The organism is Puia sp. (assembly GCF_036500295.1).
Taxonomy (GTDB): Bacteria; Bacteroidota; Bacteroidia; order Chitinophagales; family Chitinophagaceae; genus Puia.
In genome coordinates, this window is record NZ_DASYCH010000059.1 from 1 (window position 1) to 15,758 (window position 15,758).

The following is a 15,758-nucleotide window of genomic DNA, read 5'->3' on the forward strand; positions in this document are numbered from 1 at the left end:
ATAGGTGGGGTATGGAATGGGAGAGGTATAGTATTGAGGAAGATGCGGATAGCAGGACCTATGAGTTCTGTAGCGATGGACCTAATGGTCGGATCAGGAAAGCTGTGAGATTTCAGCGTGCACGGAAACTGGGACCGAATGCTTACAATCTTTTATTTGGAGATTATGACCCGGAGACAGACCATATCGATGATAGAGCCATCACCAACAATGGAGATCACAGGATAATTTTAAGAACGGTCGCAGAGGCCATAGAAAAATTCGTAAATTCATATCCCCAGGCTATTATTTTATTAAGAGGTTCTACGGCTTCCCGTTCGAGGCTCTATCAAATGGGAATTTCGTCTGCTTGGTTGGAGATCAGCAGTCGGTACGATGTTTGGGGAAGGCGAAATGCCGATTGGTCGTCATTTGCAAAAGGAGTCAACTATGAAGAATTTCTTGTCTTTAAAAAGATCTCATAAAATCAGGAAGAAGAGAAAATGGATCAAGGTTGCTCCATCCGGGCTTTTCAAAAACGGGGAAACCTATCCGCTTTACGTTTCGACCGAACCGTTCGATGAAACTGCGCCATATTATGTTAAAGCGCTGGAAGAAGCATATCGGGTTTTCGAGAAGGCGCCGCTTCCTGAATTCCTCCAAAAACGGGCGCAAGGGATCAAATAATCTTTACTTCTTTTTTTTCGCGGTGCGCTTCGCGGTGGCACGCGTACGCGTTTTCAGAATGGGCAAACGCTCATCGGCCGGCACGGCATTCGCCTCGCCATAATGCTTCGCAAACCACTTACAGGCCTGCTGCAATCCGCATTCGGGGCATTTCGGGGTGCGCGCGATGCAGATATAGCGGCCATGAAGGATCAACCAGTGATGCGCGACATGCACCATCTCGCGGGGGATGAGTTCGAGCAGCTGCTTTTCCGTAGCGAGGGGCGTCGTCGCATTCACCGTCAGGCCGATGCGTGCGGAGACGCGGAAGACATGGGTGTCCACCGCCATATTGGGCTGGTTATCGACAACAGAGGTGATCACGTTGGCGGTCTTGCGGCCGACACCGGGCAACTGCACCAACTCGTCGACGGTGAGGGGGACCTCGCCGCCGAATTTGGTTATGAGCATTTGCGCCATGCCGATAAGATGCCTGGTCTTGTTGTTGGGATAGGAGATGCTCTTGATGTAGGGAAACAACTCGTCGAAGGTAGCTTTGGCCATCGATGCAGGATCCGGGTATCGTTCGAAGACGGCCGGGGTGGTCAGGTTGACCCTTTTATCCGTGCATTGTGCAGACAGGATCACCGCCACCAACAACTGGTAGGGGCTGTCATACAAAAGCTCAGTAGCTGCGTCCGGGTTGTGTTTGCTGAAATAATCCAGTACGAACTGAAAGCGTTGCTTCCTGGTCATTGATTAGTGCTGTACAGATTCCTGTACTGCCGTCTTCCTGGCATAGTTCATCACGCGCTGAATAACTTCCATTCGGGGAGATACGACCACTGCGTCGAGTTCATGCGACGAAGTTCGCAGAACCTCCAGTTTCTGACGAAGCATCCAGTCTTCCTTTAGCGCAGCCTCAATCGCTACGGTCAACTCGGGGGAAGACTCTTTATACAAATACCGTAAAAGATCCTCCGGTGTAAAGAGTGTCATAGGCAAAACCATTTTATGTCCTAATAAAATCCGAAGCAGTAAAAGTGAAACGTCCGCTATGAAAACGGTATTTGGGTACTGTTATTGTCCGGTAAAGCAATTATTAACTTTTCCGAGGGCCGTACCCGGCCGGGGCTTAGTAAAAAAGGGGGCGAGCAGTGTGCAAATAAATGAGAATCAATGTTTGGCAGGTGCGTTTTCGTCTCGGATCACAAAGAGATCTTCATTGTCTCTTTTCATAAGATACTTTTCCCGGGCGTATTTCTCAAGAACGGCGGGATCGGTTTTCAACTGATCCAATTCTTGCTTGGTGGCGGCGATCTGCTGTTCGTAATACTTCTTACTTTTCTCCAATCGTTGCAGTTCGCCCCGTTCCCGGAAATGGCTGGTGATGAAATCCCGGTTGTCGAAGAAGAGGATCCAAACGGTAAATCCTACTGCCGTCAGCAGGTATTTGTTCTTCAACCAGGATGGGATATGCGTCAACCACTTCATACAAAACAAAAATCCCGACCCGGGCAGCCGGGTCAGGAGAACAATCTACAACTTATTTTTTGAATTTGATCCTTCCCTTGGGATAAATCCCGGCGTCGCCCAGCTCTTCCTCGATGCGCAGGAGCTGGTTGTATTTTGCCAGCCGGTCCGTCCGGGAGGCGCTGCCGGTCTTGATCTGACCACAGTTAAGCGCCACGGCAAGGTCGGCGATGGTGGTGTCTTCGGTCTCGCCGCTACGATGGCTCATGATGGTTGTATAGCCATGGCTCTGAGCAAGTTGTACGGCATTGATGGTCTCGGTCACGGTGCCTATCTGGTTTACCTTGATGAGGATGCTGTTGGCCACGCCCTTGTCGATCCCTTTTTGGAGGATGCGGGTATTGGTGACAAAGAGGTCGTCACCCACCAGCTGAACCTTGTGGCCGACGGCGTCGGTGAGCTTTTTCCAGCCATCCCAGTCCTCTTCCGCCATCCCGTCTTCGATGGAGATGATAGGATATTTGTTGACCCAGGAGGTCCAGTATTCCACCATCTGATCGCTGGTCAGCTCCTTGCCGGTACTCTTGTAAAATTTGTATTTGCCGTCTTTGTACATCTCGCTGCTTGCAGCGTCGAGGGCGATGCCGATCTGGCTGCCCACTTTGTAGCCGGCCGCTTCGATGGCCTGGAGCACGGTCTCGATCGCCTCTTCATTGCTCTGGATATCCGGCGCGAAACCACCTTCATCACCCACGTTCGTGCTATAGCCCTTCTTCTTCAGAACGGATTTCAGCTGATGGAAGATCTCCACTCCCCAGCGCAGCGCGTCGCTAAACGTTTCAGCGCCTACGGGCACGATCATATATTCCTGGTAGTCGATCTTGTTGTCGGCATGAACCCCGCCATTGAGGATGTTCATCAGCGGCATCGGCAGCATGGTGCTGTTAACCCCGCCGAGATAGCGATACAGCGGCAGCTTGCTTTCTTTTGCAGCAGCCTTGGCCACGGCCATGCTGACGGCCAGCAAAGCGTTGGCGCCCAGCTTGCCTTTGTTGTCGGTGCCATCCAGGTCGAGAAGCCGGGCGTCGAGGCTGGCCTGCTCGTTAACGGGAAAACCGATGAGCTGGTCGGCAATAATATCGTTCACATTCGCCACCGCTTTCAATACTCCCTTTCCGTTGTAGATAGACTTGTCGCCATCCCGGAGTTCTACGGCTTCGTGGATACCGGTGGAGGCTCCGCTGGGCACGGCGGCCCGGCCGCGATGGTTGTTTTCCGTCACAACGTCTACCTCGACGGTAGGATTTCCCCGGCTGTCTAAGATCTGTCTTGCATGAATGTCGGCAATGTAGCTCATGATGAATTCGTAGTTTTAATCTTGTTATGTGCTGAAAATGCGCTGCTGGAAAAATAGCGCATTTCCAGCAAAGCGCTAATGTTTGTCCTTTGGACGAGAGGCCAGAGGCCTCTCAATGGGTCAGGCTCCGGAAGATCGCTTCCAGACTTCTGTTTTCGCTTTGCAAAGAAACAATGTTCCACTTGTTCTGCAAAGCCAGTTCCAGCAATTGTTTTTTCACCGTATCAGGCTCTTCACTTTGCAATTCCCATTCCAGATCGGAAACCGCAAGAACCGCGATCACCCCGTTTAGCTGCTGCAGTTTAGCAGGGTCCAGCGTTTCCCGGAAAGTTACCCGGATCGTGCCTGCTGCGCTGCCCTCGGTACGGAGCCGGCTGATCGAGCTGTCGGCCACCAGCCTGCCCCTGTTGATGATCACGACGCGGTCGCAAAGGGCTTCCACCTCCTGTAAGATATGCGACGAGAACAGGACGGTCTTGTCTTTCCCAAGCCGTTTGATGACATCGCGGATCTCGATGATCTGGTTGGGATCGAGCCCGCTGGTAGGCTCATCCAGGATCAGCACTTCGGGGTCGTGGATCAGCGCGGCCGCAAGACCGACGCGTTGTTTATATCCTTTCGACAGCTGACCCAGCCGTTTATTGCTTTCCACCGTCAGGCCCACGAGGGTGATGACGGCTTCGATACGCGCTTTTTTATCGGCGACCTTGTGTACGTCCGCAATAAAGTCGAGATATTCCCGGACATACATATCGGGGTAGAGGGGGTTGGCCTCGGGAAGATAGCCGATCTTCTTCTTCGTCTCGAGCGGGCTCTCTTTTACGGAGATGCCACAAACCTTTGCTTCCCCGCCGTCCTGGCCGAGATAGCCCGTGAGGATCTTCATGGTGGTGGATTTGCCGGCCCCGTTGGGGCCGAGAAAACCGACGATCTCCCCTTTGTCCACTTGGAAGGATATGCTGTCTACGGCCTTCTGCTCACCATAGATCTTTACAAGGTCTTTTATTTCAATAGACATTTGACCGATTTACGACGCGAAGGTAAAGCATTACGCCTTCCCGGCATCGGCCCTTCTGGCGGGAAGAAAGAGTATCCCGACGATCAGACAAACGGCCGCCACCCCCACGGGATACCAAAGTCCCGCCAGCGCGTGCCCGGCGCAAAGGGTAGTAAGCAGTGTGGCGATGAACGGGGTGATCCCGCCGATGCCATCGCCGATCGCCGAAGGCAGCGCTGTACCCCCGGGAACCAGCTCGGCCAGAAATGCCGCCATCGGCCCACCGATCATCGTCGCATAAAAGACCATCAGGAACAGAATGCCCGTAATCTTCCAGTAATCGGCGCCGCCGATCTTCCGGCTGATGGTCACCACCGGCCTGGTCATGGGCGCCTTGCTGCCGCCGAAGAGGGTGTCTTTTTCCGTTTGCGTGACGATGAGCCCGCCCTCGTAGTGGTTAACGGTATTCGAGATATGGATGAGGTCCTTACTGTTTTCGATGAAGGTCACGGTGGAGCGGATCTCTTTTTCGGCGACCAGTTCGGTCCGGCCTGCGGTGTCCGGGATGGTCTTCAATGCCTGGAAAAGAAAAGGATAGGAGACAGCGGCCAGCAGCAGGCCGGTCATTATGATCCATTTTCGCCCGATCCGGTCACTCCAGCTGCCAAACAAAATGAAGAACGGGGTAGCCACTAAGGTAGCCAGCAGCAACATGGTCCTGGACTGGTCAAAATCGATCTGACAGACCGTTTCCAGAAAAGGCTGGATATAGAGCTGACCGGTATAAAAAACGACGCCCTGGCCCATGGTCGCGCCAAACACGGCCAGCAGGACCAACTTCCAATCTGCTTTGGCACCGTCCCTGGCCGGCATAGCCGGTGAAACCGGCCATTCCTGCGACTTTGTCCGGAACTTGACAGCGATGACCATCAGCGCCCCGGAGACCAGAAACGGGATACGCCAGCCCCAGTCATTAAATTTCGCGATGCTTCTCGAGGTGTCGGCGTCGAGGCCGCGGCGCACCAGCAGGATCACTGCCAGGCTCAGCAAAAGGCCTAATGAAGCCGCCGCCTGGGTCCACGAGGTATATAAACCGCGGGAATGGCCCGGGTCATAAGGAGCACTGCTGCCCAATGCCAGGCCTTGCAGCAGGCGGAGCAACAGGACGATCATCGGTGCGGCCAGACCGATCTTCGCATAACCCGGGATGAGCCCGATGGCAAAGGTGGACCCGCCCATCAGGAACAAGGGCAAAAGAAAGGCGTATTTACGCCCGGCCCGCCCGAAGCCGAAGACCCGCGCGCCAAAAGGCCGGACGAGGAACCCCGCCGCAAAGGTCGCCAGCGTGTACAACAACGCCGCTGTGGGGTTGGACTGAGGATAGAACTGACCGGCGATGACTGTTGCGAGACTACCGTAAATAAAAAAATCGTACCATTCGATGAGTGTTCCCACGGACGAAAAGGCAACGATCTTTCGAAACTCTTTTTTTGTCGGGTGGACTGGATGGGTAGATGCCATTGGGGCATAAAATTAGTCCAAACAGTCTTGTGAAAACAAAATTTGCAATCGATTCCGACGAATTTGACAAAAAGGATTAAAATTGTATAAACAATTAAACCACTACAACTAACGATTATGACTCCACCTGTTGTTACTGCCAGTAAGGAAGGTCTTGCCAACCCTGCGCCGCTCGGCCTTTGCGCCTTCGGCGCCACCACGGTATTGTTGAATTTGCACAATGCCGGAGTATTTGACAACAATTCCATGATCTTAGCCATGGGTATTTTTTACGGTGGTATTGCCCAGGTGATCGCCGGTGTCCTGGAAGCCAAAAAGAACAATACCTTTGGGTTGACGGCCTTTACTTCTTATGGTTTTTTCTGGCTGTCGCTGGTTGCGCTGATCGTGATGCCGAAGATGGGTTGGGTGGCCGCTCCGTCGGAGGGAGCCATGGTTGCTTATCTGGCAACCTGGGGGGTGTTCACGCTACTGCTTTTCTTCGGAACTTTGAAGCTAAGCCGCGCGCTGCAGTTTGTTTTTGCCACGTTGACTATTTTGTTCTTCCTGCTGGCGCTGGGGGATTATACAGGGAATAGCGGGATCAAGCATTTTGCCGGATATGAGGGCATTATCTGTGGAGCGTCGGCCATCTATACCGGGATGGCGGGTTTGCTGAATGAAGTGTACGGGAAGATCGTACTTCCGATAGGAAGCGTTTAAAAAATATTATTCTTTCTGGAGCGGCAGGAGGCCGCTCGTCCGGAGGACAATCATTAGCCGTTTGCAGGGATCGGGCTAATCTTTTGAAGAGACCGATTCCTGCAAATCACTCAAAAATCGAGCTATCAGATGAGTTATCCTTACCAGATCAAAACCCTGGAACAATACAAGTCCGAATACAAAAAAAGTGTGGAAGATCCGGAAGGTTTCTGGGCACGCATCGCCGCAAATTTCCAATGGCGCCGTCCCTGGGATAAGGTCTTGGAATGGAACTTCTCTGAACCGCGGGTCCGCTGGTTCAGCGGCGCGCAGCTCAATATCACCGAAAACTGTCTCGACCGGCACCTGGCGGAAAGGGGCGATCAGCCGGCCATCGTCTGGGAACCCAACGATCCCGAAGAGGATCTCCGCATCCTGACCTATAAAGAATTACACGGCAAGGTTTGCCAGTTTGCCAATGTTCTGAAGAACAACGGGGCAAAGAAAGGCGACCGGGTCTGTATCTATATGCCGATGGTCCCCGAGCTGGCCATCGCCGTGCTTGCCTGCGCCCGGATCGGGGTGATCCACTCCGTCGTCTTTGGCGGGTTCTCCGCCCAGAGCATTGCCGACCGGATACAGGACGCGCAGTGCAACCTGGTCATCACTTCCGACGGCGCCCATCGCGGCAATAAGGCGATCCCGCTGAAGTCGGTGATCGACGACGCGCTGGTGCAATGTCCGTCCGTCAAAAAGGTGATCGTTCTTACGCGTACACGGGTGCCTGTTAGTATGATCAAGGGCCGGGATGTATGGTGGGAGGATGAGGTCCGCAAGGTCGAGACCCAGGGTAATCCGGCCTGTCCGGTGGAGGTCATGGATTCGGAAGACCTGCTTTTTATCCTGTACACCTCCGGCTCGACGGGCAAGCCCAAGGGTGTCGTGCATACCTGCGGCGGGTATATGGTCTTTACCAACTACAGTTTTGTCAACGTCTTTCAATATCAGGCCGGAGAGGTGTATTTCTGTACGGCAGACATCGGCTGGATCACCGGTCACAGCTATATCGTATACGGCCCGCTCAGCGCCGGCGCCACCACGCTGATGTTCGAGGGTATCCCGACCTGGCCTGATGCCGGTCGCTTCTGGGATATCGTCGACAAATTCAAGGTGAATATCATCTATACGGCGCCGACGGCCATCCGCAGCCTGATGGGTTTTGGGCTCGACTATGTAAAAGGAAAGGACCTCAGCTCGCTGCGCGTGCTGGGAACGGTAGGCGAACCTATCAATGAAGAAGCCTGGCACTGGTATCACGACAATATCGGCAAGGGCCGCTGCCCGATCGTCGATACCTGGTGGCAGACCGAGACCGGCGGTATCATGATCTCCAACCTCGCGGGGGTGACGCCCGAAAAGCCGGCCCATGCCACCCTGCCGTTGCCGGGGGTGCAGCCCATCCTGGTCGATGAGAAAGGCGAGGAGCTGCAGGGTAATAACATCAGCGGGAACCTCTGTATCAAAACCCCCTGGCCGTCGATCATCCGAACGACGTATGGCGATCATGATCGTTGCCGCCAGACCTATTTTGCCACCTACCCCAATCTATACTTCACGGGCGACGGCGCACTGCGCGATGCCGATGGGAACTACCGCATCACGGGCCGTGTCGATGACGTCCTCAATGTCAGCGGTCACCGTATCGGCACGGCCGAGGTGGAGAACGCCATCAATATGCATACCGGAGTGGTGGAGAGCGCAGTGGTTGGATACCCCCATGATATCAAGGGACAGGGGATCTATGCCTATGTGATCTTCAACGGAAGCAAGAGTGATGACGAATCCATCCGTAAGGATATCGTACAGACGGTGGCGCGGATTATCGGTCCTATCGCCAAACCCGACAAGATCCAGCTGGTGAGCGGGCTGCCGAAAACGCGCAGCGGAAAGATCATGCGGCGGATACTCCGGAAGATCGCGGAGGGCGAGACCCAAAACCTGGGGGATACGTCCACCCTGCTCGATCCGGCCGTGGTAGAGGAAATAAAGAATGGGAAGCTTTAGGCGGCCAGGGGCGGAACTTCGGTATGTTCGGTTGGGCCAAGCCTGATGGCGAAAATCAATGCTGAATAATAACTTTCGCGCCGACCGGGGTCATATTATAGACTTCCTCCATGTCCTCATTTTTTAGCGAGACGCACCCATTGGTCCACATCTGATAGGCGTCCACCGCATTGTCATCATGCGGCCAGGTTCCGTGGATGGCGATGCCGTCACCGATCCTTGCTGCCTTGGGAATCAACCCCTTAGCCTTCCGGTCTTTGAATTTGGCGATATCGGCGGCCGTGGGGTAGTCCAGGTCCATGATCCGGGACCATTTCTCGTGCGGGCGTTTGGACGAGATGTGGAAAGTTCCTTCCGGGGTTTTTCGGTCGCCCTGGACCATTTTATCATCAAGTGACTTACTGCCGAATACTGCGGGATAGGTGGCATACCAGCCATCTTTGTCATAAACCTGCAGTTCGTAGTTGGATTTCAACACAACAATATATACTTCACCATCAAGGTGGGGATGGAAGAAGCGTCGGCTGGATGTGCGGTGGTGGGCATCACGGAAAGAGAAAAGGGTGATTACCATTAAGCTTCCAAGGAGCAGTTTTCGGGACCTCATAGATCGGCATTTTACCCTTGGACAACGCAGGGCAACGCCGGTTTATTTCGGAGAAAGAAAGTTTTAACAATTGGATGGGAATCGGGCATCCGAATAGCCCTGCAAGGTTTTACCAGTTGCCGATCCGGACTCCAAAATTGTAGGGAATCTGATCGAGGCCCCGGCTAAAGATGGTGCGGGTGGCATAGCTGGCGTAGAAGTTTATCCAGCCCAGCTGAATCTCGCCGATATAGGAGATCTTCCAGGAGTTGAGGTCGAAATCGTTGAATGTCTTCTCCTTTCCGAACTCGTGGCTGATCAGCTTCTGCCGCGAAGAATAGAGATAGCCGAAGCTGGCGCCGGCGCTAAGACCGAAAGGATGACGGCGGCCGGGGGTAAAGTTGAAGTTGAGCATGACGGGTACGGTGAGATAATCCGTCGCCAGCTTGTTCTTGCTATAGTTGATGGTGTCCATGATCACCGTCGTCGGGTTGGTGAGATAGCGGATATTGTATTCGTACCGGTAGTTGTTGAGTTCGATGCCGAGGCCATATTTCAGGTTGACGTAATGCTTGATCAGGTTGAGGCGCTGCATAAAGATCCAGATATTGACGTCGACGGTCTTGGGGAGCATGCCATAGCGCATCTTGAACCAGTTCTTGTTCGCACCCGGCGCAAACTGCTGGGCAGGCGCGGAAGTATAGACGGTCCTGTCGTTGAAACTGGCGAGCCCCAGATCGATGATGCCCCAGTTGGTGCTGACATTTGACGCATGGTGGTAGTGCCGCTGGTGTCTTGTTTTGATGCGCAGCGATGAAGTGTTGTAGTCTGTTGCGCCGTTACGGATGATCAGCAGGTTGCCGACCTTGAGCGTATCACCCTGCGCGTTTGCCTTCCCGGCGCCCGTCGTGTCGGTTTGAGCCTTGCTGATAAGGGCAAAGCACAGTCCTGCCGTAAGTAAAAATACCCGGTTCATAATTCGTTCTTTTTTTAATAAATTATTTGAGTTCAACCTGGAAGGCGCTGATCAGGACCTCTTTCTGCCCATCGTCGTCACGGTCGGCCGTTTTTCCAAGGGTGCGGGATACCTTTCTTAAAAGGCCCCGTAATTTGTTCCTGCCGGCAGGAGCGGCAGCGATCATCTCTTTTGTTTCATCCGCCCGGGCCTCTGCCAGCAGGGCCTGGGTGGCAAAAGAAGATTGTTCCTTTGGAATGTTGACGGCGGCAACGGTTGTTGCCGGCTTCACCAGGGTCTTTTCTCCCGCATCCGGCCGGATCTCCGCTATGAGCGAAGCGGTACCGGAGCGATTATCCGTAGTCGTGGGAACCGTTGCCGTCAGGGCGACCTCCTGCTGTCTGCCGGTGACGTCCGGTGCTTTTTCTACGGGAGCCGGGGGCTGCGCTTTCCGCTGTTGGACCCGTTTTGGCGGGTCGTTCTTCGCGATCTCTTTCTCCCGGCTCTGATCATCCTTTCCTGTAGAGTATAACGGCGCAGGGGTCGCAGGGGTTACAGTCGCCGGGGTATTTTTCTTTGGCGCACCGGACTGAACCAGCGTCGGCGTTTCGGCTCTATGCGTGACCAGCAGCAGCAATGCAACGAGACCGAGCACGGCCGCGGCGATGCCTGCCCGCATCCAGGGCAGGAAAACAATCTTTCTCTTTTCCGACCGGTAAAGACTGTCCTTATCGGGGAAGGAGATGGAAAGATCGGGCTGGCTAACGGTGAGCACCAATTGCTGTAGTTCTATTGCTTTCGAGGGATGACGGCCGACAAACTCTTCCACCGACCGGCGTCCTTCTTCGTCAAGTTCTCCGTCGATATAGGACAAAAGATCCTGTTGCACGAGGGCTTCCTTGTCAGGGAACACTTCGTGACGATCGGGGTGAACCCGGCATTGCAACAGGGTTTCCCATTCTTCCCGCAGATCGGGGTTCCCGCCCACAAACTTCTCTACGGCCGACCTTGCCGCCGGCGACAACTCGTTGTCGACGTACAGCAGGAAGTATTCTTCGTAGTTCTCTCTCGTTATCATGGCGCCTTAGATTAAGTTTTCCAATTTTACCAGATAGTTCTTCAACTGTATCCGCGCGCGATGGAGGTAGACCTTTACCTGGCTTTCGTTGAGTCCGGTGATCTGCCCGATCTCGCTATAAGAATAGCCTTCATAGTCCTTCAGCAGTACCAGCGAGCGTTGTGTCTCGTTGAGCCGCGAAAGCGCATCTTCCAGTGCCTTCTTCAGATGATGGACCGGCGTACTGACCCTCGCCTCCTCCCGGAACTCTTCCCGCAACTGAACGCGCTTCACCTTCCGCAGATGGTCGATCATCTGATGGTAGGCGATGGTGAAGAGATAGGACTTGCTTTTCTCGGATTCCACGCTTTCCCTGTTTTTCCAAAGCTTCTCAAATGCCGATTGGACCACGTCCCGCGCGTCTTCTTCCTGCCGAAGATTCTTCAGGATGAAGCGGTAGACATTGTCCGCATATAACCGTACGCATTCGTTGTATTCCTTCTCTGTCATAAGCAACCTCTATAATACGGTGATAGCCAGCAGAAAGTTACAGCCCAAATAAAAAAACTTGCGTGGGGAGGGAAAACAGGTTTTGCAAAACCCATTATTGGTTGGAGACCAAAAAGTTGCGCGTCAATGATTCCAGGAGGATAAATTCCGACTTGGTCTTTCCCGAAGGGCATTTGCTGCCGTCGCAGTTGGTGTCTTCCGGTTTGGAAGCCTGGCTGCGAACATAGGAAAATAGTACCAGGCTGACGGAAACCACCATGAGAAGGACGAACAACCGGATGTACTTGTTACGATTCATATAAAGATGGACGAACGGTCCATATGATAAGACGAAGGTATAACTAAAATGTTACAGGCGGCCAAAAATTTTGGCAGGGGAACCTAAGAGATGAGCATTCAACTACTTACCTTTGGCCTCCAAAATATGATCTTTTCATGAACTCCTCCTTTGCCAAACGCATTGCCGCCGAGCTGGAAGAAATAAAGTCTTCCGGCCTTTTCAAAACCGAACGTGTCATCGAGAGTCCCCAGGGGGCCGAGATCGTCGTCAACGGAAAGAAAGTGCTTAATTTCTGCGCCAATAACTACCTCGGATTGTCGTCGCATCCGGCGGTGATCGAGGCCGCGCATAAAACCGTCGACCGGCGGGGCTATGGGATGAGCAGCGTGAGGTTTATTTGTGGAACGCAGGACATTCACCGGGAGCTGGAGCAGAAGCTTGCGACCTTTCTCGGTACGGAGGATACCATTCTTTACGCCGCGGCTTTTGACGCGAACGGCGGGGTTTTCGAGCCCTTGTTCGGCGAACAGGATGCGATCATCTCCGATGAACTGAACCATGCTTCCATCATCGACGGCGTGCGGCTTTGTAAGGCGAAACGCTTCCGGTACAAGCATAACACCATGGCCGATCTGGAGGAGCAGCTGAAGGCCGCGCAGGATTGCCGTAGCCGGATCATCGTCACCGACGGTTCTTTCAGCATGGACGGGACTATCGCGCAGCTGGACAAGATCTGCGATCTGGCCGATCGCTATGATGCGATCGTCATGATCGACGAGAGCCATTCTTCCGGTTTCCTCGGCAAGACGGGCCGCGGGACGCATGAGCATTGCGGCGTCATGGGCCGGATCGATATCATCACCGGTACGCTGGGCAAGGCGCTTGGCGGGGCCAGTGGCGGTTTCACCAGCGGAAAGAAAGAGATCATCGAGATGCTGCGGCAGCGAAGCCGCCCCTACCTTTTCTCCAATAGTCTTGCGCCTTCCATCACCGGCGCGTCGATCGCCGTGCTGGATATGCTTAGCCAGACAACGAAGCTGCGGGACAAGCTGGAATACAATACCACCTATTTCCGCAAGAAGATGACGGACGCGGGTTTTGATATCCGGCCGGGTTCGCATCCCATCGTACCGATCATGCTTTATGATGCGGTGGTGGCGCAGAATTTTGCCGCCCGCCTGTTACAGGAAGATATCTATGTGATCGGTTTTTTCTTCCCGGTGGTCGCAAAGGGTCAGGCGCGCATCCGGGTTCAGCTGAGCGCGGGTCATGAGCAGCACCACCTCGACAAGGCGATCGCGGGCTTTGTCAAGGTGGGCAAGGAGCTCGGCGTGCTGAAGTAGATTGACGCTACAGGCTTGCGATCATACTTATCTCCACATTCACATTTTTGGGCAGCGCTTTCACCGCGTAGGTCTCCCGGGCGGGGAAGTTGCCGGTGAAGTATTTCCCATAGACGGTGTTGACATCGCCAAACAGCGCCATGTCGCTGAGGAGGATCGTTGTCTTTACGACCTGGTCAAAAGAAACGCCGGCAGCGGTGAGTATGGCGCGGAGGTTGTGCATCACCTGGTGGGTCTCGCCGGTGATATCCTTTGCGTCGACATTCCCCGTGGCAGGATCGATGGGGATCTGACCGGAGATGAAAAGGAGGTTGCCGGTTTTTACGGCCTGACTGTAAGGCCCGATAGGCGCCGGGGCATTGGGCGTGTTGATGATCGTATTTTCCATGCATCAAATATCGCCCCCTTCGGCCTTTTGGCAAAAACTAAGGCCTCGGGTGGCGATAACCAATATCTGGCTTCGCCAACAAGCCTTTGGCTTGTTTTGGGTAACTTTGCGTCCAAATTTACTCCCGCCTCCATGATCATTGCAGCCATCACTGAAAAGTATACCAACGAACAACTAAGTCTCTTCTTCCCGGGCGAAGGGATCGATTGGCGGATCGTGCGCGAGCCCGAAGCCGCGCGGGGAGCAGACGTGGTGATCGATCTCGATTTCGACAATGAAAAAGACCGCTGTGCTGCGCTGAACGAATTGCGGCCCGCGCTGATCATCGTCAACGCGGTGACGCCGACGATCCGGGAGATAGGCTATCCCTTTGTGCGGATCAACGGCTGGCCGGGCTTTCTCGAGCGGAGTCTTCATGAGCTGGTGATCCCTGAAGGATCGATGGACGTTGGCGCTGCCGAAGCTGCCGCAGATATTGCATCGCGGATCGCGGCAATCTATCCGCGGCTTGGACGCAACTATAAGCTCGTGCCGGACGTACCTGGAATGATCAGCGCCCGCATCCTTTCGACGATCATCAACGAAGCCTATTTCACCTGGGAAGCGGAGGTCAGCACAAAGGAGGAGATCGATACGGCGATGCGGCTGGGCACCAACTACCCGCTGGGTCCCTTCGAGTGGAGCGAGCGCATCGGACTGGGGCAGATAGCCGGCCTGCTTGGGTCATTGAGCAGTACAAACCCTGCCTATGTTCCGTCGAAAGCCTTGCTGCGCGCGGTAAAAGTGAAGGATAGGAATTAAAATATGATTAAAAGATAGATATAGAAAGTTTCGTTATGGCGCTCATCTTAAACATCGATACGGCTACGGAAAAGGCCAGTATTTGCCTGGCAAAGGATGGAAAAATGCTCGCACTGGCGGAGAGTGCTTCGCAGAAAGAACATGCGGCATGGCTGCATCCTGCCATCGAACAAATGATGACTGAAACCGGTTATCGTTTGCGTGATCTGCAGGCCGTGGCGGTTACGGCGGGGCCGGGTTCTTATACCGGGCTACGCGTTGGAATGGCCGCTGCCAAAGGGTTTTGCTTTGCTCTCGATATTCCGCTTATCGCGGAAGACACGTTGTCGACGATGGCCTTTGCCGCGCGTGAGCAGCTTTCCGGAGTGGATCTTCTATGCCCGATGATCGATGCACGACGCATGGAAGTATTCACTGCTATTTACCGAAATGATTTGACGACGATATTGCCATCAACTGCAATGGTCGTCGACGAAAATAGCTTCACCCCATGGTTAAAAGACCACCAGGTGTCGTTTTTCGGAGATGGAAGCAGTAAGTGTAAACCTATAATTCTAAGCCCGCATGCAGGCTTCGTGGAAGCCAACTATCATGCCGGGTATCTGGGTATTGTAGCTTTTTTACGATATTTGCGGAAGGAATTCACCGTCCTGGCGTACTGTGAGCCCGCTTATACCAAAGAATTCTACACTCATACGAGAAAATGACTATATCATCATATTAGGAAAATTAGGTCATTTTTTTTCAAACAGTTGATCATAAATTTGCCGTACCTGTCACGTATCTTCTTGAAATCTTTAAAACGGTAATCGCTCATGAGCTTAACGATGAACAATAATAGCTATTGGATGGTAGTGAACGCAGAGGGCGCTGATGGCGCTCCTGTGAAAGTCGATTTTTTGAATCTGAAGAAAGGAGCCCTGATCTTAAGAGCACTCAACCACAAATTGCGTCAGCAGATCATCCGACTGCTGGATGAGAACAAGAAACTCACTGTCACCGAAATTTATGTCCACCTTCGCCTCGAGCAATCTGTTGCCTCACAACACCTTGCTATCCTGCGCCGGGCCGGTATCGTAAAAACCCAGCGGGACGGCAAA

The 15,758-nt window shown here is 53.6% G+C and carries 20 protein-coding genes; 8 read left to right on the plus strand and 12 right to left on the minus strand.

Annotated features, from left to right (window positions below; all coding sequences use genetic code 11):
* Positions 1–464: DUF6934 family protein (locus VGM48_RS11980; protein ID WP_331579352.1), on the plus strand; the 464-nt coding region annotated here is incomplete at its 5' end.
* Positions 430–666 carry a hypothetical protein gene (locus VGM48_RS11985; RefSeq protein WP_331579354.1) on the plus strand — a complete coding sequence of 79 codons (237 nt, stop codon included), beginning with the start codon at positions 430–432 and terminating at the stop codon, positions 664–666. The genes VGM48_RS11980 and VGM48_RS11985, both read left to right, overlap by 35 nt.
* Before the next feature lie 3 nt (positions 667–669).
* Here the strand turns inward: VGM48_RS11985 and nth are convergent, their stop codons facing one another.
* The 6 genes from nth to VGM48_RS12015 form a co-directional block, all read right to left on the minus strand.
* Positions 670–1,401, minus strand: coding sequence for an endonuclease III (gene nth / locus VGM48_RS11990; protein ID WP_331579356.1), 732 nt, complete (start codon positions 1,399–1,401; stop codon positions 670–672).
* A gap of 3 nt (positions 1,402–1,404) precedes the next feature.
* The gene (locus VGM48_RS11995; protein WP_331579358.1) at positions 1,405–1,644 is read right to left on the minus strand and encodes a hypothetical protein; all 240 of its coding nucleotides are present in this window, start codon (positions 1,642–1,644) and stop codon (positions 1,405–1,407) included.
* 177 nt (positions 1,645–1,821) lie between these two features.
* Entirely contained in the window at positions 1,822–2,139 is a 318-nt protein-coding gene (locus tag VGM48_RS12000; RefSeq protein ID WP_331579360.1) for a septum formation initiator family protein, read from the minus strand.
* A gap of 52 nt (positions 2,140–2,191) precedes the next feature.
* Complete coding sequence (eno, locus tag VGM48_RS12005) at positions 2,192–3,475, minus strand: phosphopyruvate hydratase (RefSeq protein WP_331579362.1); 1,284 nt, start codon at positions 3,473–3,475, stop codon at positions 2,192–2,194.
* Positions 3,476–3,587: 112 nt separating this feature from the next.
* Positions 3,588–4,493, minus strand: coding sequence for a gliding motility-associated ABC transporter ATP-binding subunit GldA (gldA, locus tag VGM48_RS12010; protein ID WP_331579364.1), 906 nt, complete (start codon positions 4,491–4,493; stop codon positions 3,588–3,590).
* 30 nt (positions 4,494–4,523) lie between these two features.
* Positions 4,524–5,993, minus strand: coding sequence for an MFS transporter (locus tag VGM48_RS12015; protein ID WP_331579366.1), 1,470 nt, complete (start codon positions 5,991–5,993; stop codon positions 4,524–4,526).
* A 117-nt stretch (positions 5,994–6,110) separates the two neighbouring features.
* Here VGM48_RS12015 and VGM48_RS12020 point away from each other — a divergent pair, with 117 nt between their 5' ends.
* Together VGM48_RS12020 and acs are read left to right on the plus strand one after the other, a co-directional pair.
* Positions 6,111–6,695 (plus strand): acetate uptake transporter, encoded by a 585-nt coding sequence (locus VGM48_RS12020; RefSeq protein ID WP_331579368.1) that lies wholly within the window; start codon positions 6,111–6,113, stop codon positions 6,693–6,695.
* 129 nt (positions 6,696–6,824) lie between these two features.
* Positions 6,825–8,738 (plus strand): acetate--CoA ligase, encoded by a 1,914-nt coding sequence (gene acs, locus VGM48_RS12025; RefSeq protein ID WP_331579370.1) that lies wholly within the window; start codon positions 6,825–6,827, stop codon positions 8,736–8,738.
* A 55-nt stretch (positions 8,739–8,793) separates the two neighbouring features.
* Here acs and VGM48_RS12030 read toward each other — a convergent pair whose 3' ends face one another.
* From VGM48_RS12030 to VGM48_RS12050, 5 genes are all read right to left on the minus strand, one after another.
* Positions 8,794–9,345: a L,D-transpeptidase gene (locus VGM48_RS12030; protein WP_331579372.1), complete on the minus strand. Its 552-nt coding sequence runs from the start codon at positions 9,343–9,345 to the stop codon at positions 8,794–8,796.
* 109 nt (positions 9,346–9,454) lie between these two features.
* The gene (locus tag VGM48_RS12035) at positions 9,455–10,300 is read right to left on the minus strand and encodes an outer membrane beta-barrel protein (RefSeq protein ID WP_331579374.1); all 846 of its coding nucleotides are present in this window, start codon (positions 10,298–10,300) and stop codon (positions 9,455–9,457) included.
* Between the two features lie 22 nt (positions 10,301–10,322).
* Positions 10,323–11,357 (minus strand): hypothetical protein, encoded by a 1,035-nt coding sequence (locus tag VGM48_RS12040; protein WP_331579376.1) that lies wholly within the window; start codon positions 11,355–11,357, stop codon positions 10,323–10,325.
* A gap of 6 nt (positions 11,358–11,363) precedes the next feature.
* Complete coding sequence (locus tag VGM48_RS12045) at positions 11,364–11,846, minus strand: RNA polymerase sigma factor (RefSeq protein WP_331579378.1); 483 nt, start codon at positions 11,844–11,846, stop codon at positions 11,364–11,366.
* A 94-nt stretch (positions 11,847–11,940) separates the two neighbouring features.
* The gene (locus VGM48_RS12050; protein WP_331579380.1) at positions 11,941–12,144 is read right to left on the minus strand and encodes a hypothetical protein; all 204 of its coding nucleotides are present in this window, start codon (positions 12,142–12,144) and stop codon (positions 11,941–11,943) included.
* 137 nt (positions 12,145–12,281) lie between these two features.
* Between VGM48_RS12050 and kbl the strand changes: the two genes are divergently transcribed.
* Positions 12,282–13,469, plus strand: a complete 1,188-nt coding sequence (gene kbl, locus VGM48_RS12055; RefSeq protein WP_331579382.1) for a glycine C-acetyltransferase — start codon at positions 12,282–12,284, stop codon at positions 13,467–13,469.
* Between the two features lie 7 nt (positions 13,470–13,476).
* Here the strand turns inward: kbl and VGM48_RS12060 are convergent, their stop codons facing one another.
* Positions 13,477–13,857 (minus strand): RidA family protein, encoded by a 381-nt coding sequence (locus tag VGM48_RS12060; RefSeq protein ID WP_331579384.1) that lies wholly within the window; start codon positions 13,855–13,857, stop codon positions 13,477–13,479.
* Between the two features lie 132 nt (positions 13,858–13,989).
* Here VGM48_RS12060 and VGM48_RS12065 point away from each other — a divergent pair, with 132 nt between their 5' ends.
* From VGM48_RS12065 to VGM48_RS12075, 3 genes are all read left to right on the plus strand, one after another.
* Positions 13,990–14,658: a 3-hydroxyacyl-CoA dehydrogenase family protein gene (locus tag VGM48_RS12065; RefSeq protein ID WP_331579387.1), complete on the plus strand. Its 669-nt coding sequence runs from the start codon at positions 13,990–13,992 to the stop codon at positions 14,656–14,658.
* A gap of 35 nt (positions 14,659–14,693) precedes the next feature.
* The gene (gene tsaB / locus VGM48_RS12070) at positions 14,694–15,365 is read left to right on the plus strand and encodes a tRNA (adenosine(37)-N6)-threonylcarbamoyltransferase complex dimerization subunit type 1 TsaB (protein WP_331579389.1); all 672 of its coding nucleotides are present in this window, start codon (positions 14,694–14,696) and stop codon (positions 15,363–15,365) included.
* Between the two features lie 108 nt (positions 15,366–15,473).
* Positions 15,474–15,758: metalloregulator ArsR/SmtB family transcription factor (locus VGM48_RS12075; RefSeq protein ID WP_331579391.1), on the plus strand; the 285-nt coding region annotated here is incomplete at its 3' end.

Bases quoted from the DNA above. Each gene is read 5' to 3' on its own strand.
- VGM48_RS11985 (WP_331579354.1), top strand. From the start codon at position 430: ATGAAGAATTTCTTGTCTTTAAAAAGATCTCATAAAATCAGGAAGAAG.
- nth (WP_331579356.1), bottom strand. From the start codon at position 1,401: ATGACCAGGAAGCAACGCTTTCAGTTCGTACTGGATTATTTCAGCAAA.
- VGM48_RS11995 (WP_331579358.1), bottom strand. From the start codon at position 1,644: ATGACACTCTTTACACCGGAGGATCTTTTACGGTATTTGTATAAAGAG.
- VGM48_RS12000 (WP_331579360.1), bottom strand. From the start codon at position 2,139: ATGAAGTGGTTGACGCATATCCCATCCTGGTTGAAGAACAAATACCTG.
- eno (WP_331579362.1), bottom strand. From the start codon at position 3,475: ATGAGCTACATTGCCGACATTCATGCAAGACAGATCTTAGACAGCCGG.
- gldA (WP_331579364.1), bottom strand. From the start codon at position 4,493: ATGTCTATTGAAATAAAAGACCTTGTAAAGATCTATGGTGAGCAGAAG.
- VGM48_RS12015 (WP_331579366.1), bottom strand. From the start codon at position 5,993: ATGGCATCTACCCATCCAGTCCACCCGACAAAAAAAGAGTTTCGAAAG.
- VGM48_RS12020 (WP_331579368.1), top strand. From the start codon at position 6,111: ATGACTCCACCTGTTGTTACTGCCAGTAAGGAAGGTCTTGCCAACCCT.
- acs (WP_331579370.1), top strand. From the start codon at position 6,825: ATGAGTTATCCTTACCAGATCAAAACCCTGGAACAATACAAGTCCGAA.
- VGM48_RS12030 (WP_331579372.1), bottom strand. From the start codon at position 9,345: ATGAGGTCCCGAAAACTGCTCCTTGGAAGCTTAATGGTAATCACCCTT.
- VGM48_RS12035 (WP_331579374.1), bottom strand. From the start codon at position 10,300: ATGAACCGGGTATTTTTACTTACGGCAGGACTGTGCTTTGCCCTTATC.
- VGM48_RS12040 (WP_331579376.1), bottom strand. From the start codon at position 11,357: ATGATAACGAGAGAGAACTACGAAGAATACTTCCTGCTGTACGTCGAC.
- VGM48_RS12045 (WP_331579378.1), bottom strand. From the start codon at position 11,846: ATGACAGAGAAGGAATACAACGAATGCGTACGGTTATATGCGGACAAT.
- VGM48_RS12050 (WP_331579380.1), bottom strand. From the start codon at position 12,144: ATGAATCGTAACAAGTACATCCGGTTGTTCGTCCTTCTCATGGTGGTT.
- kbl (WP_331579382.1), top strand. From the start codon at position 12,282: ATGAACTCCTCCTTTGCCAAACGCATTGCCGCCGAGCTGGAAGAAATA.
- VGM48_RS12060 (WP_331579384.1), bottom strand. From the start codon at position 13,857: ATGGAAAATACGATCATCAACACGCCCAATGCCCCGGCGCCTATCGGG.
- VGM48_RS12065 (WP_331579387.1), top strand. From the start codon at position 13,990: ATGATCATTGCAGCCATCACTGAAAAGTATACCAACGAACAACTAAGT.
- tsaB (WP_331579389.1), top strand. From the start codon at position 14,694: ATGGCGCTCATCTTAAACATCGATACGGCTACGGAAAAGGCCAGTATT.